Here is a 25,158-nt window from a genome sequence, read left to right as displayed (position 1 = left end):
TTATTTCAAATTTGAGAGATGTGTCACAAATTTGAAAATATCCCTCTCAAAATATAAAAATAGACTGTCATTTTTAAAAGAACTTCCTATAATGTGGAGCAATTATTTTTTAGAAATATATGTTGTGGAGTTACTATGTCAAACTTACTCGATGAAATTAAATATGGATTGATAGCCTCTTGCCAACCTGTTGATGATGGCCCGATGGACTCACCTGAAATTGTCGCAGCGATGGCAAAAGCCTCTGTGATTGGAGGAGCAAAAGGAATTCGTATTGAAGGCGTGGAAAACTTAAAAGCGGTACGCAAAGCGGTTGATGTGCCGATTATTGGGATTGTAAAACGTGATTTACCTGATAGCCCAGTACGTATCACCCCTTTTTTAGAAGACATTGAAGCACTTGCCAAAGCAGGAGCGGATATCATTGCTGTTGATGGTACAAATCGTCCACGTCCAGTCACCATTGAGCAAGCTATCAAAAAAATTAAAGAAGTGGGCTGTTTAGCAATGGCAGATTGCTCCAATCTTGAAGAAGGCTTGCATTGCCAGCAACTAGGTTTTGATATTGTGGGCAGTACAATGTCTGGCTACACAGGGGGTGAAATTCCAAAAGAGCCAGATTATCAACTTGTTAAAGACCTCAACAAAGCAGGCTGTTTTGTAATGGGCGAAGGACGTTATAACACCCCAGAACTTGCAAGAAGTGCGATTGAAGCTGGGGCACATTGTGTCACAGTAGGGTCTGCTTTAACCCGTTTAGAGCATATTGTAAGTTGGTTTGCTGATGAAATTAAATTGGCAAATAAATAGTTTAGTTTTAATTTAATAATGGAACATAAGGATACTTTATGCGTTGTCTTGCGATAGATATTGGAGGCACAAAAATTGCATCGGCATTGGTGGAAAATAATCAAATCAGCCAACGTCAGCAAGTGGCGACACCAACGGAAAATGTCAGTGTAGAAATGCAAAAAACCTTAGCCACGATTGTGAATGGCTACCAAAATCAGTTTGATTTTGTGGCGGTTGCGTCAACAGGGATTATCAATAAAGGCATTTTAACAGCATTAAATCCAAAAAATTTAGGTGGATTAGATCAGTTCCCACTCAAATATGCCATTGCAAATCATACGGATAAACCTGTTTTATTATTAAATGATGTGCAAGCGGCTGCTTATGCTGAATTTCAAAATGAACGTGAAAACGATATTCAAAATTTTGCTTTTATTACCGTATCCACTGGTGTTGGGGGCGGCATTATTTTAAATAAAACCTTACTCACTGAACCAAATGGGATCGCAGGGCATATCGGACATTCACTTGCTGATCCGAATGGCGAAATCTGTGGCTGTGGACGACAAGGCTGTGTGGAAGCGATCGCTTCTGGACGTGCCATTCAACGAGCGACTGAAAGTTGGGAAACACCTTGCTTACCAAAACAAGTTTTTGAATTATTTAGACAAAATGAACCAAAAGCGACACAAATTATTCATCGCAGTGCAAAAGCGATCGCAAATTTAGTGGCGGATTTGGTGATCAGTTTAGATATCCAAAAAATCGTTATCGGAGGAAGTGTTGGACTGGCAGAGGGCTACCTTCCTTTGGTTAAAAATTATATCAATCAAATGCCTAGCATTTATGGTTGTGAGGTTGAACTTGCTTACTATCAAGGTGACGCAGGGTTAATCGGGGCAGCAAAATGGGGCGAAAATGTATTACAAAATCACTAATATTTGGAGATAAAAAATGAAAAATTTAAAAGGATTATTTTCAGCATTACTCGTGTCATTTAACGAAGATGGCACAGTAAATGAAAAAGGTTTGCGTGAAATTATCCGTTACAACATTGATAAAATGAAAGTGGACGGTTTGTACGTTGGCGGTAGTACAGGAGAAAACTTTATGCTCTCTACGGCAGAGAAAAAAGAAATTTTCCGTATTGCCAAAGACGAAGCAAAAGATGACATCGCATTGATTGCACAAGTCGGTAGCGTAAACTTAAAAGAAGCGGTTGAGCTTGGTAAATATGCGACTGAATTAGGCTACGACAGCTTATCAGCCGTCACACCTTTCTATTATAAATTTAGTTTTGCTGAAATTAAACATTACTACGACACCATCATTGCTGAAACAGGCAACAATATGATTGTTTACTCAATCCCGTTCTTAACAGGGGTAAATATTGGCGTTGAGCAATTTGGTGAGCTTTATAAAAATCCAAAAGTGATCGGAGTGAAATTTACAGCAGGCGATTTTTACCTATTAGAACGCTTGAAAAAAGCCTATCCAAATCACTTAATCTGGGCGGGCTTTGATGAAATGATGTTACCAGCGGTTGCATTAGGCGTGGATGGTGCGATTGGTAGTACATTTAACGTCAATGGTGTGCGTGCAAGACAAATTATGGAATTAACCCGTGCTGGAAAACTTGATGAGGCGTTGAAAGTTCAACATACTACCAACGATTTAATCGAAGGTATTTTGGCAAATGGACTTTACTTAACCATTAAAGAAATCTTGAAATTACAAGGTGTGGACGCAGGTTTCTGCCGCGAACCAATGACATCACAAGCAACCCCAGAACAAGTCGCTAAGGCGAAAGAGTTAAAAGAAAAATTCCTATAAGCGGTGATATTTCCTTTAAAATTTACTGATTTTTACAGCCCCTAAACGTGTCTTTTTTTAGGGGCTTTTTTTAGACTTAAATTAAGCCACAACCAATAACTCTGTGCCTAAAATAACTACTAAGAAACCGACAATCATCGGTACGGAAATACGCTTAATAACCACAAATGGGGATAATTTTGCCATTCCTGAAACCGCAACCACGACACCTGAAACTGGCGATAAGCTACGTCCAATATTTGAGGCTTGTAACATTGGGATTGTTAAGTAAGCTGGATTGATGCCCATTTGCACGGCTAAGCGAGGAATTAACTCAACGAAAGCATAAAATGGTGCATTGCCTGAACCTGTCGCAATCGCAGCAAGTGCGGTAATGAGAGCAAGAGCAATCATCATTAAGAAGCCGCCGCTTCCCATTGATTGCACAGAATCAATCAAGGTTTTGATAAATCCAACAGTACTTAAACCCTGTGCGAAAACCCCTGCTGCAACTAATAAAATAACCACGCCAGAGAACGCATCAGCCATTCCTTTATAAGCCATTTCTAAGTTTTCATAGACCAATTTAGCGTTAAAGGTACGGATAAAATCCAAAATAGCGACTAAGATAAAACAGATAATAATAACCGTAACGATATTTAATTCTGGGGCAAAATTGCCGTCAAAAATTAACACCCCAATAATTGGTGTGAAAGGTAAAATTGCATAAAAAGGCGGTACTTTAGTTTGAATTTCTGATACTTCTAACTGCTCAGCCACAAAACCTTCTTTCTTATCTAAATAGCGTTGCCAGAAGAAATGTGCCACCGCAATCGCAAGAATAGACACCACTGAAATTGGCAAAGTTAAGCTAAATGCAAAATCTGTTAATGGCATTTTTGATACTTCTGCGGCAAGAACTACATCGCCAGAGGTTGGTGAAAGAATAATCGCTGCTGGTGATGCACAAATAGATGCAGCCGCACCACGAGAAATCCCCACATTAACCATAATAGGAAATAATGTTGCCATTAACAACACGCCCAAGCCTGTTGCAGAAGGCACAGCAAAAGACATTAAACACGCTAAGAAATAGGCAACAACCATTAAAAGATAAGGCGAATTGATATATTTCAGTGGACGCGATGCAATTTTTACCACCATATCATTTGCCCCTAAATGGGTCATATAAGCCGCGAAGCCACATAACACCATAATGAGCATTCCCAAGCCACCACCACGATTCATCAGTAGATTTTTGACATATTCAACCACGTCTAAATAAACCACACCTGTTGATTTATCCGCAGGAATAATTTCCTTGCCTAAGATCACGCTCGCAAGTAATAATAAAATACCCACCGTCATCAGCACACCTGTCGCAGAGTAGCCTTTGACGACATAATAGCTGACTGCAATAATTGCAATTAACCCAATAATAAGATCCATAATAAAACCTCTTGTGATTTTGATTAAAAATAAAAGTTATTTTGTTTACTTATTCGCTTGAAGCGGTCAAAAATAGTAGCATATTTGCAATTTTTTTCTGTGATCAATGACAAAGAATTGAGGAAATTAACGCTATTTTACGGATTTGTCGTATTGTATTTTTTAATAATCAGATTAGTTATTTTTTTAAAAACATAAAAAGAGTATAATTGCAAAAGTTGAAGAAAATATGACCGCTTCTTTTTCATAAAGAATATTAAACACAACAGTAAGGAAAACATTATGGCAATTTTAGTTACAGGTGGGGCTGGCTACATTGGTTCACACACGGTAGTTGAGCTGTTAAAGCAAAATCAAGAAATCATTGTGTTAGATAATCTTTCTAACTCATCGGAAGTTTCACTCGCCCGTATTTCACAAATTACAGGAAAATCAGTGCATTTTTATAAGGGCGATATTTTAGATCGTCAAATTTTACGCCAGATTTTTGCTGAAAATAACATTGAATCTGTTATCCATTTTGCAGGGCTAAAAGCTGTGGGTGAGAGTGTTCAGAAGCCGTTACATTACTATCAAAATAACGTAACAGGCTCACTGGTTCTGATTGAGGAAATGTTAGAAGCAAACGTAAATACTATTGTATTTAGCTCATCAGCAACCGTTTATGGCGATCCGCAGATTATCCCAATTACCGAAGATTGCCCAGTAGGTGGTACAACCAATCCGTACGGCACATCAAAATATATGGTGGAGCGAATTTTACAAGATACGGTAAAAGCTCACCCTCAATTTAGTGCTGTGATTTTACGTTATTTTAACCCTGTTGGGGCTCACGAAAGTGGGTTGATTGGTGAAGATCCAAATGGCATTCCAAATAATTTATTGCCTTTTATCAGCCAAGTTGCGGTGGGAAAATTACCACAATTAGCGATTTTTGGTGATGATTACAACACCCCTGATGGCACAGGCGTGCGTGATTATATTCACGTTGTGGATCTTGCTCTTGGGCATTTAAAAGCATTAGAAAAACATCATAATGATGCTGGTTGCCACATTTATAATCTCGGTACAGGAACAGGCTATTCGGTGTTAGATATGGTGAAAGCGTTTGAGAAAACCAATCAAATTGACGTGCCTTATAAAATTGCCCCACGTCGTGAAGGTGATATTGCAACTTGTTATTCTAATCCTAAAAAAGCGTTAGAACAGTTAGGTTGGAAGACTGAACGTGATTTAAACCAAATGATGAAAGATACGTGGAATTGGCAAAAAAATAATCCGAATGGATATGCTGAATAATTAACAAATTCACAAATTTTTTATTCTCATAAGCGGTCATATTTTTCTTGAAATTTGCAAATTCTTAGAAAAATATGACCGCTTTGTATTATGACTTTTTAATCTCTTCCTTGAAATTCCGCAAAAATCCCCCATTTATTGTCTATGATAGTTTGAAATTTGTTCAAACTTAGAAATTTTAAATCCTGATATAAGAGGGGAAAGCAAATGAATATTGAAAAATTTACCAGTAAATTCCAAGAGGCGATTGGCGAAGCTCAGTCGTTAGCAATCGGAAAAGATCATAGCTATATTGAACCCGCACATTTATTGATTACATTGTTAAAACAGTCAGAGGGCAGTGTTGCCCCCTTGTTTACAAGCCTACAAGTTGATGTGGTGGCGTTGCAAAACCAATTAAATACGCTAATTAACAAGTTGCCACAGGTGCAAGGTGTCAATACTCAACCAAGCCAGCAATTTATTCGTTTATTAACCTTATGCGAAAAACTGGCGACAGAAATGGGCGATAGCTATATTTCATCGGAAGTCTTTGTTTTGGCTGCCTTAGAAGATCGTGGCGAGCTAGGGCAACTATTAAAACAGCTCGGTTTAAACAAAGCAAAAGTACAAAATGCGATTCAACAAATTAGAGGGGGCGAGAAAGTGAATAACCCAAACGCAGAAGAAACACGTCAAGCACTAGATAAATATACCATTGATTTAACCGAGCGAGCCAAAGCGGGTAAACTGGATCCTGTGATTGGACGAGATGAAGAAATCCGTCGAGCAATTCAAGTGTTGCAACGCCGTACCAAAAATAACCCTGTGTTAATTGGCGAACCTGGAGTCGGTAAAACAGCGATTGTAGAAGGCTTAGCACAACGCATTGTGAATAATGAAGTGCCAGAAGGCTTGCGTAATAAACGTGTGCTTTCATTAGATATGGGGGCGTTGATTGCAGGGGCAAAATATCGTGGCGAATTTGAAGAGCGTTTAAAAGCGGTGTTAAAAGAGCTTGCCAAAGAAGAAGGGCAAGTAATTTTATTTATTGATGAAATTCATACAATGGTTGGTGCAGGTAAAACTGACGGTGCAATGGACGCAGGGAATTTATTAAAACCGTCATTAGCACGTGGCGAGTTGCACTGTTTGGGGGCGACAACCTTAGATGAATATCGTCAATATATTGAAAAAGATGCGGCGTTGGAACGTCGTTTTCAAAAGGTGTTTATTGATGAGCCAACGGTGGAAGATACTATTGCGATTTTGCGTGGCTTGAAAGAGCGTTATGAAATTCATCATCACGTTAAAATTACCGATCCTGCGATTGTGGCGGCAGCAACCCTTTCACATCGTTATGTTTCTGATCGTCAGTTGCCAGATAAAGCAATTGATTTAATTGATGAAGCAGCATCAAGCGTGCGAATGGAAATTGATTCTAAACCAGAGCCATTGGATCGTTTGGATCGCCGTATTATTCAGCTTAAATTAGAACAGCAAGCGTTACAAAAAGAAGACGATGAGGCAAGCCGTCAGCGTTTAGCAAAATTAGAGCAAGAAATGACCGCTAAGGAACGTGAATATGCTGAGCTTGAAGAAATATGGAAAGCGGAAAAATCAAGTCTTTTAGGCACACAACACTTAAAAGAAGAATTAGAAAATAGCCGTATTTTGATGGAACAGGCGAAGCGTGAAAGCAACTATGAAAAAATGTCAGAGTTGCAATACGGCGTGATTCCTGCCTTAGAAAAACAGCTCAAAGAGGCGGAAGAACGTGAGGAACAAGGCACGGAAAATCACTTATTACGCACCAAAGTGACCGAAGAAGAAATTGCCGAAGTGCTTTCTCGTGCAACGGGTATTCCAGTGGCAAAAATGATGGAAGGCGAGAAAGAAAAATTGCTCAAAATGGAACAAGAATTGCATAAACGTGTGATTGGGCAAAATGAGGCGGTGGAATCGGTGGCAAATGCGATCCGCCGTAGCCGAGCAGGATTATCAGATCCTAATCGTCCAATTGGTTCATTCTTATTCCTAGGACCGACAGGGGTTGGGAAAACTGAGCTTTGTAAAACATTGGCAAATTTCTTATTTGATGATGAAAATGCAATGGTTCGCATTGATATGTCAGAATTTATGGAAAAACACAGTGTTTCTCGTTTGGTCGGTGCACCTCCGGGCTATGTGGGCTATGAAGAAGGGGGCTATTTAACGGAGGCGGTACGTCGTCGTCCTTACTCTGTAATTTTGCTTGATGAAGTGGAAAAAGCCCATAGTGATGTGTTTAATATTTTATTACAAGTGCTTGATGATGGGCGTTTAACAGACGGACAAGGTCGTACTGTTGATTTTCGTAATACGGTTGTGATTATGACCTCAAACTTAGGCTCGGATTTAATTCAAGGTAATAATGATTTTACTTATGAAGAAATGCGGACAATGGTAATGGGGGTTGTGGGGCAACATTTCAGACCTGAATTTATTAACCGAATTGATGAAACGGTGGTGTTCCATTCATTGGGCGAAGAAAATATCAAAGCGATTGCAAAAATTCAGTTACAACGCTTAATTAACCGAATGGCAAGTCGTGGCTATCAAATTGAAGTGAGTGATAATGCCCTTACGCATATTGCAAAAGCAGGTTTTGATCCACTCTTTGGTGCAAGACCGTTGAAACGAGCAATTCAGCAAGAATTTGAAAACCCACTTGCTCAACAAATTTTAAGTGGACGATTATTGCCGAATGAATTGGTCACTCTTGATGTGGCTGAGGGGCAAATCATACTTTCACAACAACGATAAGCGGTTAAATTTTTATCACTTTTTACAATTCCCTTTCTTGATTTTTTTAGTTAAGAAAGGGAACTTTTTAATGATGGAATAGTGATATTTATCGTTTAACATAATGATATTATTTGCTATATTTCATTTAGTTTATGAGGCATAAGGAAATTAAAGTGAAACCAATAAAGATGATTATTGACACCGATCCAGGTATTGATGATGTAATGGCGATTCTATTTGCTCATCAGCATCCAAATATTGATTTATTAGGATTAACCACAGTGATTGGCAATGGCACACTGGAAACGGTGACGCGTAATGCATTGTTATTAAAGAAATATTTTAATTTGGCTTGTGATGTTGCAAAAGGGGCAGATAAACCGCTTCAAGGTGAAGCGAGAGAAGAGCCGACCTTTGTGCACGGTGATAATGGGCTTGGCAATATTGAGATTGATGAAAAAGAGGATTTTGGAAAGATCGATCCTCGCCCAGCTTGTGATTATTTAATTGATCAAATTCGAGCAAACCCAAATGAAATCACGCTGGTTGCTATCGGGCAATTAACCAATCTTGCACTGGCGATTGAAAAAGCCCCTGACATTATTCCCCTTGTTAAACAGGTAATTATTATGGGCGGAGCCTTTGGTTACAATGGGCATTTTGGTAATGTAACTCCTGTGGCTGAAGCTAATATTTATGGCGATCCTTGGGCGGCGGATAAAGTGCTGACGGCAAAATGGGACGTGGTTATTGTGGGCTTAGATGTGACGCATCAAGTGATAATGAAAAATGAACATTTTGAGCAACTCAAAGAAAATTCGCAATATGGGCAATTTATTTATGATATCAGCCGTTTTTACCTTAATTTCTATAAAACAAAAGGCTTAGATAATGGCTGTGCGGTTCACGATTCTTCGGCGATATTTTATGCTCTCCATCCTGAATTATTTAAAACGATCAAAGGACCGGTGAGAGTGGTCACAGAAGGGATCACAAAGGGGCAAACGGTTATTAAAACTAGCGATTTTCAGTTTGGTATTGATGAATGGAAGGAGATGCCTCATCAGACTGTTTGTGTAGATGTTGATGCTCAGGCTTGTTTAGATTTGTATCAAACAACGATGTGTAATTGCAAATAATCTGTAAAAAATGACCGCTAGCTTTTCTTCTTCAACACGCAAGATCATTCATATTGATATGGATTGTTTTTATGCGTCGGTAGAAATGCGAGAAAATCCCTCGTTGGCTGGCAAGCCTGTGGCGGTGGGGGGAAGCCCTGATGAACGAGGCGTATTGGCAACCTGTAATTATGAAGCAAGAAAATTTGGGTTACACAGTGCGATGTCGAGCCAGCAAGCAATTAAAAAATGCCCCAATTTGATTTTAATTTCTGGCAATATGGCGTTATATAGAAGCGTATCGCAACAAATTCAGCAAATTTTTCAACGTTATACGTCCATTATTGAGCCACTTTCTCTTGATGAAGCCTTCCTTGATGTAACCGATTGTGAACAACATTTTAATTCCGCAACGTGGATTGCAGAGGCAATTCGTAAAAGCATTTGGGATGAGTTACATCTAACGGCGTCCGCTGGCGTAGCCCCGTTAAAATTTTTAGCCAAAATTGCCTCAGATTTGAATAAACCGAATGGGCAATTTGTCATTCCCCCTGAACAGGTGGACGATTTTATTCATCGCTTGGAATTAAAAAAAATTCCGGGTGTCGGAAAGGTTACCCATAAAAAATTGTTGGCATTGGGTTTTAAAACCTGTGGCGATATTAAGCGGTCAGATTTAGCGACGATTTTGCAACATTTTGGTAAGTTTGGGCAACGCTTGTGGGATTTTAGTCACGGTATTGATAATCGCAAAATTGAAGTGAATCGCGTGCGAAAATCAATAGGGGTGGAAAATACCTTGCTTGTGGATATTGATGATCTTCATCTTGCACAAACGATGTTAGACGAACTTTTTGAGAAGTTAAAATTTAGGATTATGCGTAATTTTGGCGATAAACCTTTGACGGATTTTAAGAAGTTAGGCGTGAAACTTAAATTTGATGATTTTACGCAAACGACCTTAGAAAAAACGACGGAGGGGGTTACAAAAGCCTATTTTGTGGATTTGTTATCTCAAATTTGGGAAAGACGAGAAAATCGTAAAATTCGTTTGATTGGCATTAGTGTGCAAGTCCCTGAGCAAAAAGTAACAAAACAGTTAAATTTATGGGATTGATTTGTTGAATTTAAGTAAAAATCGCCCCATATTAGAAGCCTCTCATTTTTTATTTTATATACAGTTGGAGAACGATTTATGATGAGAATTGTGTTATTCCTTGCGACTAACTTAGGTGTTATGGTTGTACTTGGAATTATTTTAAGTTTAACAGGGATTGAGCGTAGCAGTTTGACGGGCTTATTGCTAATGGCAACCATGTTCGGTTTTGCTGGCTCGCTTATCTCTTTATTTTTATCTAAAACAATGGCATTGCGTTCCGTTGGTGCAGAAGTGATCAAAACACCACGCAACAATGCTGAACGTTGGTTAATGGAAACCGTACAACGCCAAACTCAGCAAGCGGGTATTCCAATGGTTGATGTGGCGATTTATCATTCTGCGGATGTGAATGCTTTTGCGACGGGAGCGACCAAAAAAGGCTCATTAGTAGCAGTAAGTACTGGCTTACTTGATTCAATGACCCAAGATGAAGCGGAAGCCGTGATTGCCCATGAAGTATCGCATATTGCCAACGGTGATATGGTGACGATGACCTTATTACAAGGCGTTTTAAATACCTTTGTCATTTTTATTTCACGTGTGATTGCGGGCGTGATCTCATCAAGCCGTAACGATGATGGCGAAGAAGAGCAAAGCTCAATGACCTATTTCCTCGTCTCAATGGTGTTAGAATTTGCACTGGGTATTCTTGCAAGTATGATTGCAATGTGGTTTTCACGTTATCGTGAATTTAGAGCAGATGCAGGTTCAGCGAGTTTAGTTGGAAAAGAAAAGATGATTGCGGCATTGCAACGTTTACAATCTATCCACGAACCACAGGAAATGCAAGGTTCTCTTGCTGCCTTTATGATTAACGTGAGAAGCAAAGAATTATTTAGTAGTCACCCACCTCTTGAAAAACGTATTGAAGCGTTGAGAAGTTTATAAAATTTGTTTGCAATTTTGAGTAGATAAATATATTATAGACGTCTAGATGGTTAAACACCTAAGCGGAATTATAGTAAGCGGTAAGATTTTGTAAGAAATTTGCAAAAATTACCGCTTAGACTTTTATGCAATCCACCCTAAATAAAGGAAATAAGCAATGGCAATAAATTTATTTACTTCTGAATCTGTATCAGAAGGGCATCCAGATAAAATCGCCGATCAAATCTCAGATGCGGTATTAGACGAAATTATTAAACAAGATCCAAAAGCACGTGTTGCTTGTGAAACTTACGTGAAAACAGGTATGGCATTAGTCGGTGGTGAAATCACAACGAGTGCTTGGGTAGATATTGAAAACTTAACTCGTGAAGTGATTTGTGATATCGGTTATACCCACTCGGATATGGGCTTTGATGCTCACTCTTGTGCGGTTTTAAATGCGATTGGAAAACAGTCACCAGATATCAATCAAGGTGTCGATCGTGCTGATCCATTTGCACAAGGTGCGGGGGATCAGGGGATTATGTTCGGTTATGCAACCAACGAAACTGACGTGTTAATGCCAGCACCAATCACTTACGCTCACTTACTTATGCAAAAACAAGCAGAAGTGCGTAAAAATGGTAAATTAGATTGGTTACGCCCTGATGCAAAAAGCCAAATTACCTTTGTTTATGAAGATAACAAAATCAAGGGCATTGATGCAGTGGTGCTTTCAACACAACACGCTGATACGATCTCACAAAAAGATCTTCACGAAGCGGTAATGGAAGAGATTATTAAACCTGTGTTGCCAAGCGAATGGTTAAGTAAAGACACCAAATATTTCATCAACCCAACAGGTCGTTTTGTGATCGGTGGTCCAATGGGTGACTGTGGCTTAACAGGACGTAAAATCATCGTAGATACTTACGGTGGTGCAGCGCGTCACGGTGGTGGTGCATTCTCTGGTAAAGATCCATCAAAAGTGGATCGTTCAGCGGCTTATGCTGCTCGCTATGTTGCAAAAAATATTGTTGCGGCAGGTTTAGCTGATCGTTGTGAAATTCAACTTTCTTACGCAATCGGTGTGGCAGAGCCAACGTCTATTATGGTGGAAACTTTTGGTACAGGTAAAGTAAGCAATGAAATTTTGGTTCGCTTAGTGCGTGAGCATTTTGATTTACGTCCTTACGGCTTAATTCAAATGTTAGATTTAATTCAACCAATTTACCGTGAAACAGCCGCTTACGGACACTTTGGTCGTTCACACTTCCCTTGGGAAAAAACCGATAAAGCAGAAATCTTACGTTTTGAATCAGGTTTGAAATAAGATTTAAAATTAAATGAATTTTGAAGAGCATATCATTGATATGCTCTTTTTTTATATTTATAGCGGTATGATTTTTTATGAATTTTACAATTATTTCAATGAGTCATAATTGAATAGATAAATTCTATTTTTGTAAAAATAATAAAGGGCGAATATTATTCGCCCTGATGCTTCTTATTGTAATAACTCTACTACAGCAAGAGCCGCTTGCATATCTGCATCACACTGAATTTCTTTATGGATTTGAGTAAATGTTTGTTTCAATTCATTTTTCTCTTTTAAACTTTCGCTGTCTTGAGCTAGGTAACTATTCAAATGCCACACTAAATTTTCAGGGTTACATTCATCTTGAATAAGTTCAGGCACAAGTGGAGCATTAGCGAGTAAATTCGGTAAGGTATAATACTCAGTTTTAATCAGCCTTTTAGCAATAGTGTGGGTTAATGGTTTTAGCTTATAGCCGACAACCATTGGCGATTTACATAACATTGCTTCAAGAGCAGCCGTGCCAGAGGCGAGTAAAGTTGCTTCGGCACAAATCATCGCTTGGCGAGCATTACCTTGTAGTAAAATAAGCTCTAATTCAGGGGCGACTTTGTTTTTGATTTGTTCAAAAAGCTGCTGTGTTTTTTCATTCACAAGGGGAACTAAAAATTGTAAATCAGGGTGTTTTTCTTTTAATAATTGAGCTGTTTTTAAGAATGGTTCAGCTAAAAACTCAATTTCACTGCAACGACTGCCTGCTAAAATTGCCATATAACGCCCTTTTTCATCAAGCCCTAATTTTTCACAGGCTTCACTGCGATTTGGTTTTAATGGAATCGCATCCGCCATTGTGTGTCCGATAAATTTACAAGGCACATTAAAACGATCGTAAAACGCCTTTTCAAAAGGCAATAAAGCTAAAACAAGATTTGTCGCTTTAGCAATTTTATGCACACGACCTTGTCGCCACGCCCAAACTGAAGGGCTAACATAATGCACGGTTTTAATTCCTTGTTGCTTTAATTTATTTTCCACATATAAATTAAAATCAGGGGCATCAATACCGATAAAAATATCAGGTTTAAGTTCAAGCATTGTGTTAATTACTTGCTTACGACGTTTTAATAAACGAGGTAAATGCTTAACCACTTCTGCTAGCCCCATCACAGAAAGTTCTTGCATATCAAATAAGGTTTCACAGCCAGCTTGTTGCATTTTCTCGCCTGCAATGCCAATAAATTTTGCGTTTGGATAATGCAAACGTAATGCATTGATTAACCCCGCCCCTAAAATATCGCCAGAGATTTCACCAGCCACAAGGGCAATAGTTGGATTTTGTGTATTCATTTTGTATTCCTTCTGAAAGGATTGGAAGAAAATAAGCGGTAATATTTTGAATGAAATTTACCATTATTGAAAATAGGAATTCGTCAAGGCATATCTTGATGCTATGTTTTGAGAGATTTTAATATATTTGTAAAAACAGAGCATTCCCTGTTTAGTTTTAATAAATTTGGTAAATTTTTGATTTAATATGACCGCTATTCTTATCTAATTATATTTTTGAGAAATTTTAGATCGAGTAAAGGGCGGATATACAAACAAAGTTTGATAATCACGCCCTCACATAAATTAAAATTACTCTTGTGTTGTTGCAGTTGCTTCTGTTACTTCAACTTCTGCTACTTCAACCGTTTCCACTGTCTCCGCTTCATCATCTTCCACTTCGCACACTTTTTCTAATCCAACCACGCTTTCTTCATCTGCGGTTCGGATAATGCGAACACCTTGTGTATTACGCCCTACGAGGCTCACTTCATGAACGCGTGTACGAACAAGGGTACCGGCATCAGTAATTAGCATAATTTGATCCGTTTCTTCTACTTGAAGTGCAGAAACGACTTTACCATTACGCTCGTTGACTTTGATTGACACTACACCTTTGGTGTTACGCGATTTAGTTGGATATTCCGTAAGAACGGTACGTTTACCATAACCATTTTCGGTAATCGTTAAGATGTCGCCATTTTCTCTTGGGATAACGAGTGAAACTACTTTATCTGCATTCAAATCAATATCAGATGTTTCATCATCGTTATCTGTTTCAATGTCGTTATCATCTTCGGATAATTCCATATTAGATAACGCCAGTTTCATTCCGCGAACACCTGTCGCAGTACGTCCCATTGCACGCACGGCAGTTTCTGCAAAGCGAACCACTTTACCTTGTGCGGAGAACAACATAATTTCGCTGTCGCCTTCGGTAATATCGACACCGATTAACTCATCGCCGTCACGTAAATTCAGAGCGATTAAGCCGTTTGAACGAACTTTACTAAATGCATCAAGGGTGACTTTTTTCACTGTTCCGCTTGCGGTTGCCATCACTACAAATTTCTCAGCGGAGAAGTCGCCGTTTTGGATTGGTAAGATCGCTGTGATACGCTCATTTTGTTCTTTATCTAATGGTAAGATATTTACAATCGGCGTACCTCTTGCCCCACGACTTGCTTGTGGTAATTGATACACTTTTAATTGATATAAACGTCCACGACTTGAGAAACATAAAATGGTATCGTGGGTATTTGCGACTAATAAACGTTCTACGAAGTCATCATCTTTGGTTTTGGTTGCTGATTTACCTTTACCACCACGACGTTGTGCCTCGTAGTCAGAAATTGGTTGATATTTCACATAGCCTGTGTGAGAAAGGGTAACAACCACATCTTCTGGCGTGATTAAATCTTCAAGGTTAATATCTGCTGAGCTTGCAGTAATTTCAGTACGACGTTCGTCGCCAAACTGTGTTTTAACCGCTTCTAATTCTTCACGGATCACTTCCATTAGACGTTCTGGGCTATTTAAAATATGTAATAATTCACCGATTTCAACTAAGATTGCTTTGTATTCATCCACGATTTTTTCGTGTTCTAAACCAGTTAAACGGTGTAATTGAAGTTCTAAAATCGCTTGAGCTTGGGTTTCAGATAAGTAATATTGTCCATCACGAACCCCAAATTCCGCTGGTAAATCTTCAGGGCGTGATGCATCAACACCTGCCGCTTCTAACATTCCAGCCACATTGCCTAATTCCCAAGCGCGAGAAAGTAATGCTTCTTGTGCTTCTGCTTTGCTTTTTGACGCACGGATCAATTCGATCACAGGATCGATATTAGCTAGGGCGATCGCTAAACCTTCTAAAACGTGGGCTCTGCTACGAGCTTTGCGTAATTCAAAAATCGTACGGCGTGTAACCACTTCACGGCGGTGTTTAACAAAGGCTTCAATAATTTGTTTTAGATTGAATAAGCGTGGCTGACCGTGATCAAGAGCAACCATATTGATCCCAAAAGTCACTTGCATTTGGGTTAAAGCGTAAAGGTTATTCAATACGATTTCGCCGACAGAATCGCGTTTCACGTCAATTTCAATACGTAAACCGTCTTTGTTTGATAAATCGGTTACACCACTAATGCCTTCTAATTTTTTATCACGCACTAATTCGGCAATTTTTTCAATTAAACGGGCTTTGTTTACTTGGTAAGGTAATTCAGTGACCGCAATAATCTCACGCCCTTTGGCATTGGTTTCCACCTCTGCTTTTGCACGTACGTAAACTTTACCTCGTCCAGTGCGGTAAGCGTCTTCAATACCTTTACGACCATTGATAATCGCAGCGGTAGGGAAATCAGGACCCGGAATATGTTGCATTAGCTCATCAATGGTAATTTCATCATTATCCATATAAGCTAAACAGCCATCTAACACTTCATTTAAGTTGTGTGGTGGAATGTTGGTTGCCATACCCACCGCAATACCAGATGAACCATTCACTAACAATGCTGGGATTTTGGTTGGAAGGACATCAGGGATCATCTCTTTTCCGTCATAGTTAGGCGAGAAATCCACGGTTTCTTTATCTAAATCCGTCAATAATTGTTGGGTGATTTTCTGCATACGGACTTCGGTATAACGCATTGCAGCTGGTGAGTCGCCATCAATTGAACCAAAGTTACCTTGTCCATCCACTAACATATAGCGTAATGAGAATGGTTGTGCCATACGCACAATGGTGTCATAAACAGCGGTGTCGCCGTGAGGGTGATATTTACCGATTACGTCCCCAACCACACGGGCTGATTTTACATAAGATTTACTTGCTGTATTTCCACTTTGATCCATTGAGAAAAGTACACGACGGTGTACGGGTTTTAAACCATCTCGCACGTCTGGTAATGCACGTCCGACAATTACCGACATTGCATAGTCAAGGTAAGAGGTCTTTAATTCTTCTTCAATACTGATTGGAATAGTATCTTTGGCTAATTCGCTCATTGAAATGTCCTAATTCTAATTTGTAAAAAAATTGCACGCTTCTTTATAAAAAGTATGCAAAAAATTGATGTCATTGTATCACAAAATCAGAGAAAATTGGTTGAAATATCAGAGATAAAAGTTGAAAATAGACTGTAACCGAATGACAAATGAAAATAAGCGGTATGATTTTAAGAACTTTTTACAAAAATAATGAAATATTTAACCGCTTAGGGAGAAAGAAATGAAACAATCTATCCGACATAACAAAATTATTGATTTTATCAATCAGCAAGGTTATATCAGTACGGAAGAGTTAGTTGCAAAATTAAACGTTAGTCCACAGACCATTCGTCGAGATTTGAATGAATTGGCGGAAAATAATTTAATTCGCCGTCATCATGGGGGGGCGGGGATTCCAACAAATTGTGAAAATAGTGATTATAGCGATCGTAAACAGCTATTTTCCCGTCAAAAAAATATTATTGCTCAACATATCGCACAAATCATTCCTAATGGGGCTTCACTTTTTTTAGATATTGGTACAACCGCTGAGGCAGTAGCTCAAGCATTACTTTCTCATCAGGATTTACGTATCGTCACCAATAATTTGAATGCCGCTCATATTTTATTACCAAAAGAGGATTTCCAAGTTACGATTGCAGGGGGAAATTTGCGTCAGGATGGCGGGATTATTGGTTCTACAACCATCGACTTAATTAGCCAATTTAGATTAGATTTTGGTGTGTTGGGGATCAGTGCGATTGATGATGAAGGTTCAATGCTAGATTATGATTATCACGAAGTCAAAGTGAAACGTGCGTTAATGAATAGTTCTCGTCAGGTTATTTTGGCTGCGGATCATTCTAAATTTTATCGTAAGGCTATTGTGCGTCTTGGTGATATTAGTGAAGTCGATCATTTATTCACAGATGAACCTTTACCAGAAAATATAGAGCAAAATTTAAACACCAAAAATATTAAAATCCATCTTTGCCATGAATAATTTTATAAAACAGCACTTTTCACGCTCAAAATTGCGAGGTTATTATCAATTGATGCGATTGGATAGACCTATCGGAACGCTTTTGTTACTTTATCCAACATTGTGGGCATTATTTTTAGCAACTGAGGGAAAAATTGATTTTTCATTGTTCGTTATTTTTGTTGTTGGTGTCATTTTAATGCGAGCAGCTGGATGTGTGATTAACGATTTTGCTGATCGTCATATTGATGGAAAAGTAGCAAGGACTCATCAGCGACCATTGATTACGGGATTAGTGTCAGAAAAAGAAACAAAAACGCTTTTTTTTGTGTTATTGAGTTTTGCTTTTATTTTAGTGTTATTACTAAATAAAATGACTATTTTTCTCTCCTTTATTGCAGCGTTTTTAGCAATTATTTATCCCTTTATGAAGCGTTATACACACTTGCCACAGCTGGTTTTAGGGCTGGCATTCGGGTGGTCCGTCCCAATGGCATTTAGTGCGGTAAATGAAACTTTACCCCTTGAATGTTGGATTCTTTTTTTTGCAAATTTGGTGTGGACGATAGCCTATGATACCCAATATGCAATGGTCGATCGTGATGATGATTTACGCATTGGCGTGAAGTCAACAGCGATACTATTTGCACAATATGATAATAAAATCATAGTATTATTACAGAGTGTTTCTCTTTTATTATTTGTTATTTTAGGTGTTATCAAATCCTTTCCAATGATCTATTTTTGTATGTTAATTGCTCCATTTCTACTTTTCTTACATCAAGCAAAATTAACAAAAAATAGAGTGCGAGAAAAATGTTTTGATGCTTTTTTAAATAATAATTATGTTGGATTGAGTTTCTTGATTTCTATTTTGATTGGGATTTATTTATAAAAATAGGATTTTTTTCATTTTTTTTGCTATTTGAACAAAAAACAGGCTTCCCAAAGTCAGAAAAAGTGTGTATTATTCGCCCCCTTAGAGATCAGTGAGTCTCTGATGAAGCACTTTTGAAAGAATATGGTTGATTCCATATTTTTTTATTTTTAGCAACATTAAAACTAGATTTGATTAAATTTTATTTAATTAAAGCAAAGGTAATTGGTAATGCATATAGGACAATATGAATTAAAAAACCGTATTTTCCTTGCTCCAATGGCGGGAATTACAGATCTCCCATTTCGCCGATTATGTAGTAAGTTTGGTGCGGGTCTGACATTTTCTGAAATGATGTCAACTAATCCGGATGTATGGCATACTGAGAAATCGAAATTACGCCTTGCTCATCATCATGAAATAGGTATAAATGCGGTACAGATTGCGGGTTATGATCCTTTTGAAATGGCAGAAGCAGCAAAAGTTAATGTTGACTACGGTGCAGAAATCATAGACATCAATATGGGTTGTCCTGCAAAAAAGGTTAACAAAAAAATGGCAGGATCTGCTCTATTACGTGAACCTGATCAAGTTGCTCGTATTTTAGAGGCAGTTGTCAATGCAGTTAATGTGCCTGTGACATTGAAAATTAGAACAGGTTGGGATTTAGCGAACCAAAATTGTTTAGAAATTGCTAAAATTGCTGAACAAGCCAATATCTCTGCATTAACGATTCATGGACGAACGCGTAGCTGTCTGTTTAAAGGACAAGCTGAGTACGACAACATAAGAAAAGTAAAACAAGCTGTGTCAATCCCGATTATTGCAAACGGAGATATAACCTCTGCTCAGCAAGCGAAGTCTGTTTTAGATTATACGGGTGCTGATGCGATAATGATTGGACGAGGCAGTCTTGGTCGCCCTTGGTTATTTAAAGAAATAACCGATTTTTTGGAGTTTGGAGAGGTTTCAGCAATTTCCATAGAGGAAAAAGGTCAAATATTGTTGGAGCATATCGAGAGCCTACATCAATTTTATGGTGAACAAAAGGGATATCGCATTGCTCGAAAACACGTTGGCTGGTATGTTGAATCACTGAAACCAGACTCTGACTTTAAACGTACTTTTAATACACTATGCTCAACTCAGGAACAGCTTAATGTATTGGAAGTTTTCATTAAAAATTTAATTTTGGATAAGAAACAACAATGTTAGAACAACAACCACAGCAAAATCCTTTAACGGTTGCAATGCTAAATTCTCAAGCTCAACAAGTAAATAAACCGTTGCGTGATAATGTAAAACAAGCGTTAAGAAACTACCTATCTCAATTAGATGGTCAAGATCCAACAGAATTATATGAGTTGGTTTTATCTGAAATTGAACATCCAATGCTAGATATGGTTATGCAATATACTCGTGGTAACCAAACTCGTGCTGCGACAATGCTTGGCATTAACCGTGGAACATTACGTAAAAAACTTAAAAAATATGGTATGGGCTAAGGCTTATTTTTAGCTAAATCCTAGTATCAAATTATTTGAAAATCCTTGTAATAGTAATATTACGAGGATTTTTTATATTTGGCACTTTTATAATTGATGAAATACTGTATTATTCTTAAAAATTGATATTAGAAAATTGAGTTATAGGGGATGAAAGATGATTTCAGAAAAATGGATTGAACGATTTGTTGAAGGTAAAAAGAGAGAGCAGGATCATCGCTCACCTTATCAACGTGATCGTGGGCGAATTCTACATTCTGAAGCATTTCGTTGCTTGCAAGCAAAAACTCAAATTCACGCTGTGGGCGAAGATGATTTTTATCGTACACGTTTAACCCATTCTCTTGAAGTGGCTCAAATTGGTAATAGTTTAAGAGCGAAATTATTGGCTGATTTAGAGGGATTTAAAGCGGTCACTTCTGCTGAAGAATTTGCAAATTTTTCAAAAAATCTGACCGCTTTACTTCCATCTCGTAGCTTAATTGAATCCATTTGCTATATGCACGATATTGGACATCCGCCTTTTGGGCATGGAGGAGAGACGGCATTAAATTATAAAATGCGAGATTTTGGAGGGTTTGAAGGTAATGGTCAAACCTTTCGAATTGTGACGCATTTAGAATCTTATACCGAAGATTTTGGTATGAATTTAACACGTCGGGCTTTACTTGGTATTTTAAAATATCCTGCTTTTCTAGATGAAACCAAGCCAGAGCAGTATGCAGAAATAAACACGACTCGTTTTGTCAATGCTCATCATTTTAAAACCAGTAAAGGGATTTATCGTGATGATGAAAAAATGTTTGATTGGGTGTTAGAACCCTTGTCAGAACAAGATAAAAAGCTCTTTCGTACTATTAAAAAAAGTAATGAACCATTTAAACCGAGTAAATCGATTTATAAATCGTTAGATTGTAGCATTATGGAGCTTGCGGATGATATTGCTTATGCGGTTCACGATCTAGAAGATGCGATTGTCGTTGGAATGATTACACCACAATGTTGGGAATATGCTGAACAAAAATTTAGGCAGTGTCAATCTCAGTGGATCAAAGATCTTCTTCCTAAAATGACGGAAAATTTATTTTCTGAACATCGCTATGAACGTAAAGATATTATTGGCTCTTTAGTGAATTATTTTATTACTAATGTGAAATGGGCTGTTCACAGTGAATTTGATGAGCCATTGTTAAAGTTTAATGCTGTATTGCTTTCGGATGTGCTTGAAGTGTTACAAGTGCTTAAAAACTTTGTCTACGAGTTTGTGATTATGGATACTAAAACTCAACGAGTAGAGTATAAAGGGCAACGTATTTTAATGGATACTTTTGATATGCTGATGAGTGAACCACTACGTTTACTTCCTAAATCAGTCCGACAACAATGGAATGAAACGGATAAAGCACATCAGCCAAGAGTAATTTGTGATTATCTAGCGAGTATGTCAGATCGCCAAGCATTTAGGTTATATGAAAGCTTATAAATTTTTACTCGGTATTCTTTTTCCGCTCTAATAAATTTGGGAAATGGAAAAAATCCTTTGATTACTTACTGTTTAAGCACTTAAACTCATAGAGATTTAGTTATTTTTAGGGTAAAATTGGGCAATATTTTCTAACCAAATGAAAAGGGACAACCGGCAATGATTAAAGAGACTACTTTGATAGATGATGAGAGTGTAGAACTGAAAAGAGAACAAGCAAATCACGAATTTGATCAAGAAACATTAGGTAATAAGTTAAAAAAAGCACGATTAAACTTAGATCTTTCAGTAGATGACGTTGCTACAAAATTACGTTTAAGAAGTGCGGTGATCGAAAATTTTGAAAATAATATTTTCACGCTTCCTGATCTTCCTGTTGCTTTTACTAAGGGCTATCTAAGAAGTTATGTTCGTTTTTTGAAATTGCCAGATTCCCTATTTCAGAATGCTTTTAGTGATAGCAGTAAAGAAATCCCCAATTTAAAACCTATGCACATTAAGCCACAAGCTAAACCTTGTCGTGGTTTCCTTAAAACTCTTACCATTCTTATTTTATTGATCGCATTTGGTATGACGCTACTTTGGTGGTGGCAAAATTATCAACAAGAACAAGAAAAAAGAGATGATTTAGTTAATGCGAATAGCGATACGATTTCATTACAAGATTCTCGTTTACCTATTACTCAAACGACAACACTTGAGCCAAATAAAGATGTGACTGATTCTGCAACTGAAACAACGGAATCGGCATCCTCAGCAACTGAGCAGCTAGAGAATCAAACAGATTCTATTGTAAATTCAGAAGAGCAACCTTCGGAACCAGAAAATGTGGCTACTGAAGCTCAAGATACTGCTTTAGAAACACAAACAAATGTATTATTGCAAGATCAAGCAAATGTAGAGAATACAGAGGTAGCAGACTTATCAGAAACAGAACAGCTTCCAGCAATTAACGATCAGTTACGCATTGAAGTTGTTTCTGCACCAAGCTGGATTACTGTACGTGGTAATCATAATAAAACTCTAACCGCAAAATTATATAAGGCAGGCGAGGTTTTAAATTTCAATGATAACGACAGTTACAAATTAACTATTGGGGCACCAGTGAATGTAAAAGTCTATTATAAAGGCGAAGTTGTGCCATTAAAATTAGACGGTCGTGTTGCTCGTATCAAATTACCTTAAACTCAATTAGAAATTATAATAATGTTACAAAAACCTTCGATTAAACGTCGTGAATCGCTAAAAATTTATGTTGGCGATGTGCCTGTGGGGGGCGACGCACCAATAAGCGTGCAATCAATGACAAATACAAGAACCACCGATGTTGAAGCAACGGTGGCTCAAATTAAAGCCCTTGAACGAGTAGGGGCGGATATTGTGCGAGTGTCTGTGCCGACAATGGATGCAGCCGAAGCCTTTAAAGTGATTAAACAACAAGTTAACGTACCATTGGTTGCTGATATTCATTTTGATTATCGTATTGCGTTAAAAGTCGCAGAATATGGTGTGGACTGTTTACGTATCAATCCAGGTAATATCGGTAAAGAAGATCGTATTCGAGCAGTGGTCGATTGTGCGAGAGATAAAAATATTCCAATTCGTATCGGTGTAAACGCAGGTTCATTAGAGCGTGATTTGCAAGAAAAATATGGTGAACCTACTCCAGAAGCGTTGCTAGAAAGTGCATTAAGACACGTAGATATTTTAGATCGTCTTAACTTTGATCAATTTAAAGTCAGCGTAAAAGCCTCTGATGTGTTTTTAGCGGTCGAATCTTATCGTTTATTAGCAAAACAGATCAAACAGCCTCTACACTTAGGCATTACTGAAGCGGGTGGTGCAAGAGCAGGATCGGTTAAATCAGCGATTGGTTTGGGATTATTATTGTCTGAAGGGATTGGCGATACATTGCGAATTTCATTGGCAGCGGATCCCGTAGAAGAGATCAAAGTGGGTTTTGATATTTTAAAATCGCTCCGTATTCGTTCTCGAGGGATCAACTTTATTGCTTGCCCAACTTGCTCTCGTCAAGAAATTGATGTGATCGCAACGGTAAATGAACTGGAACAGCGTTTAGAGGATATTATCACACCAATGGATGTTTCAATTATCGGGTGCGTAGTAAATGGACCAGGTGAAGCCTTGATTTCAGATTTAGGCGTAACAGGTTCAAATAAAATGAGCGGTTATTACCTTGATGGCGTGCGTCAAAAAGAGCGTTTTGATAATGCTCAGCTGATTGATCAGCTAGAAGCAAAAATTCGTGCCAAAGTGAGTCAGCAAGACACCAATAAACGCATTGCGGTTGAACAGTTATAGTAAAATTAAGGAAATGCCATGAAAGTTGCAATATTTGGAACAAAAAATTACGATCGTAAATACTTAGAGTTAATCAATAGCAAATATGGCTTTGAGTTAAAATTCTTTGATTTTATGTTGAATGAACAGACCGTCAAGATGGCGGAAGGCTGTGATGCGGTTTGTATTTTTGTGAATGATGATGGCAGCCGAAAAGTCTTAGAAAAATTGGCAGAATACAAAGTGAAAGTGGTTGCGTTGCGTTGTGCGGGTTTTAATAATGTGGATGTTCAAGCAGCCCAAGAGTTAGGTATCAAGGTAGTTCGAGTACCAGCATATTCACCAGAGGCAGTAGCAGAGCATACGGTTGGGCTAATGATGGCATTGAATCGTAAAATTCATCGTGCTTATCAACGTACTCGTGATGCGAATTTCTCGTTAGAGGGATTAACGGGTTTTAATATGCACGGACGTACTGCAGGTGTCATTGGAACAGGAAAAATTGGTTTAGCTGTCATTCGTATTTTAAAAGGATTTGGAATGAATATTCTTGCTTATGATCCTTTTAAAAATCCAGAAGTAGAAGCACTGGGGGCAAAATATGTTGAGCTCGATGAGTTGTATCAAAAATCTCATATTATTACATTGCACTGTCCAGCAACACCTGAAAGTTATCATATGCTGAATGCAGAAAGCTTTGCGAAAATGCGTAGAGGTGTAATGATTATAAATACCAGTCGAGGTACGTTGATCGATACACAAGAAGCCTTAACGGCATTAAAACAACAGAAGATAGGTGCATTAGGTTTAGATGTCTATGAGAATGAACAAGCACTCTTTTTTGAGGATAAATCTAATGATATCATCCAAGATGACTTGTTCCGTAGAATATCATCTTGTCATAATGTGTTATTAACAGGACATCAAGCATTTTTAACCGAAGAAGCATTGGTTAATATCTCTGATGTGACTTTAACGAATATTGCGACGCTCTTGAAAGGTCAAGCGTGTCCGAATATCGTATTACCAAATTAAATAATCAAGAAACAAGCGGTCAGATTTTTTTAAGAATTTGCAAATTTTTGAAAAAATTTAACCGCTTATAATAATTTT

Annotated in this window: 20 protein-coding genes; 17 read left to right on the top strand and 3 right to left on the bottom strand. The window is 38.0% G+C overall.

Going from position 1 to position 25,158, the window contains the following annotated elements; translation table 11 throughout:
* Positions 1-135: 135 nt before the first annotated feature.
* From DYE60_RS06585 to nanA, 3 genes are read left to right on the top strand one after another with little or no spacing between them, the layout of a single operon-like run.
* Positions 136-810, top strand: a complete 675-nt coding sequence (locus DYE60_RS06585; RefSeq protein WP_115315836.1) for an N-acetylmannosamine-6-phosphate 2-epimerase — start codon at positions 136-138, stop codon at positions 808-810.
* A 38-nt stretch (positions 811-848) separates the two neighbouring features.
* A complete protein-coding gene (locus tag DYE60_RS06580) occupies positions 849-1,730 on the top strand; it encodes an N-acetylmannosamine kinase (RefSeq protein ID WP_115315835.1) in 882 nt (293 codons plus the stop codon).
* Positions 1,731-1,746: 16 nt separating this feature from the next.
* On the top strand, positions 1,747-2,625 hold the full coding sequence (gene nanA, locus DYE60_RS06575) for an N-acetylneuraminate lyase (protein WP_115315834.1): 879 nt from the start codon (positions 1,747-1,749) through the stop codon (positions 2,623-2,625).
* A gap of 81 nt (positions 2,626-2,706) precedes the next feature.
* On the opposite strand, the gene dcuC is transcribed toward nanA, so the two are convergent.
* Positions 2,707-4,053 (bottom strand): anaerobic C4-dicarboxylate transporter DcuC, encoded by a 1,347-nt coding sequence (gene dcuC / locus DYE60_RS06570; RefSeq protein ID WP_115315833.1) that lies wholly within the window; start codon positions 4,051-4,053, stop codon positions 2,707-2,709.
* Between the two features lie 282 nt (positions 4,054-4,335).
* Between dcuC and galE the strand changes: the two genes are divergently transcribed.
* From galE to metK, 6 genes are all read left to right on the top strand, one after another.
* Positions 4,336-5,352, top strand: coding sequence for a UDP-glucose 4-epimerase GalE (gene galE, locus DYE60_RS06565; protein ID WP_115315832.1), 1,017 nt, complete (start codon positions 4,336-4,338; stop codon positions 5,350-5,352).
* A gap of 207 nt (positions 5,353-5,559) precedes the next feature.
* On the top strand, positions 5,560-8,136 hold the full coding sequence (clpB, locus tag DYE60_RS06560; protein ID WP_115315831.1) for an ATP-dependent chaperone ClpB: 2,577 nt from the start codon (positions 5,560-5,562) through the stop codon (positions 8,134-8,136).
* A gap of 155 nt (positions 8,137-8,291) precedes the next feature.
* A complete protein-coding gene (locus DYE60_RS06555) occupies positions 8,292-9,257 on the top strand; it encodes a nucleoside hydrolase (protein WP_218563620.1) in 966 nt (321 codons plus the stop codon).
* A 10-nt stretch (positions 9,258-9,267) separates the two neighbouring features.
* Positions 9,268-10,353 (top strand): DNA polymerase IV, encoded by a 1,086-nt coding sequence (dinB, locus tag DYE60_RS06550; protein WP_115315829.1) that lies wholly within the window; start codon positions 9,268-9,270, stop codon positions 10,351-10,353.
* Positions 10,354-10,431: 78 nt separating this feature from the next.
* The gene (htpX, locus tag DYE60_RS06545) at positions 10,432-11,283 is read left to right on the top strand and encodes a protease HtpX (protein ID WP_115315828.1); all 852 of its coding nucleotides are present in this window, start codon (positions 10,432-10,434) and stop codon (positions 11,281-11,283) included.
* 157 nt (positions 11,284-11,440) lie between these two features.
* A complete protein-coding gene (gene metK / locus DYE60_RS06540; protein ID WP_115315827.1) occupies positions 11,441-12,595 on the top strand; it encodes a methionine adenosyltransferase in 1,155 nt (384 codons plus the stop codon).
* 174 nt (positions 12,596-12,769) lie between these two features.
* Here metK and lpxB read toward each other — a convergent pair whose 3' ends face one another.
* Both lpxB and gyrA read right to left on the bottom strand, forming a co-directional pair.
* The gene (gene lpxB, locus DYE60_RS06535; protein ID WP_115315826.1) at positions 12,770-13,927 is read right to left on the bottom strand and encodes a lipid-A-disaccharide synthase; all 1,158 of its coding nucleotides are present in this window, start codon (positions 13,925-13,927) and stop codon (positions 12,770-12,772) included.
* Between the two features lie 291 nt (positions 13,928-14,218).
* Positions 14,219-16,915 (bottom strand): DNA topoisomerase (ATP-hydrolyzing) subunit A, encoded by a 2,697-nt coding sequence (gene gyrA / locus DYE60_RS06530; RefSeq protein WP_115315825.1) that lies wholly within the window; start codon positions 16,913-16,915, stop codon positions 14,219-14,221.
* Positions 16,916-17,138: 223 nt separating this feature from the next.
* On the opposite strand from gyrA, the gene DYE60_RS06525 reads away from it, so the two are divergent.
* The 8 genes from DYE60_RS06525 (at position 17,139) to DYE60_RS06490 (ending at position 25,080) form a co-directional block, all read left to right on the top strand.
* Entirely contained in the window at positions 17,139-17,900 is a 762-nt protein-coding gene (locus DYE60_RS06525; protein ID WP_115315824.1) for a DeoR/GlpR family transcriptional regulator, read from the top strand.
* A complete protein-coding gene (ubiA, locus tag DYE60_RS06520; RefSeq protein WP_115315823.1) occupies positions 17,893-18,774 on the top strand; it encodes a 4-hydroxybenzoate octaprenyltransferase in 882 nt (293 codons plus the stop codon). The genes DYE60_RS06525 and ubiA overlap by 8 nt, the downstream gene beginning before the upstream one ends.
* Positions 18,775-18,987: 213 nt before the next feature.
* Positions 18,988-19,971 (top strand): tRNA dihydrouridine synthase DusB, encoded by a 984-nt coding sequence (gene dusB, locus DYE60_RS06515; RefSeq protein WP_115315822.1) that lies wholly within the window; start codon positions 18,988-18,990, stop codon positions 19,969-19,971.
* Positions 19,965-20,261, top strand: coding sequence for a DNA-binding transcriptional regulator Fis (gene fis / locus DYE60_RS06510; RefSeq protein WP_115315821.1), 297 nt, complete (start codon positions 19,965-19,967; stop codon positions 20,259-20,261). Before dusB ends, fis begins: the two co-directional genes overlap by 7 nt.
* A 157-nt stretch (positions 20,262-20,418) precedes the next feature.
* Entirely contained in the window at positions 20,419-21,744 is a 1,326-nt protein-coding gene (locus DYE60_RS06505; protein WP_115315820.1) for an anti-phage deoxyguanosine triphosphatase, read from the top strand.
* A gap of 159 nt (positions 21,745-21,903) precedes the next feature.
* Entirely contained in the window at positions 21,904-22,929 is a 1,026-nt protein-coding gene (locus DYE60_RS06500; protein ID WP_115315819.1) for a RodZ domain-containing protein, read from the top strand.
* Between the two features lie 21 nt (positions 22,930-22,950).
* Positions 22,951-24,066 carry a flavodoxin-dependent (E)-4-hydroxy-3-methylbut-2-enyl-diphosphate synthase gene (gene ispG / locus DYE60_RS06495; RefSeq protein ID WP_172460377.1) on the top strand — a complete coding sequence of 372 codons (1,116 nt, stop codon included), beginning with the start codon at positions 22,951-22,953 and terminating at the stop codon, positions 24,064-24,066.
* 18 nt (positions 24,067-24,084) lie between these two features.
* The gene (locus DYE60_RS06490; protein ID WP_115315817.1) at positions 24,085-25,080 is read left to right on the top strand and encodes a 2-hydroxyacid dehydrogenase; all 996 of its coding nucleotides are present in this window, start codon (positions 24,085-24,087) and stop codon (positions 25,078-25,080) included.
* Positions 25,081-25,158: the final 78 nt, after the last annotated feature.

Origin of the sequence: Phocoenobacter uteri, from assembly GCF_900454895.1 — a bacterium.
Taxonomy (GTDB): Bacteria; Pseudomonadota; Gammaproteobacteria; order Enterobacterales; family Pasteurellaceae; genus Phocoenobacter; species Phocoenobacter uteri.
Note: the sequence above shows the minus strand (reverse complement) of the source record. Positions and strands in the feature narration are given on the sequence as shown.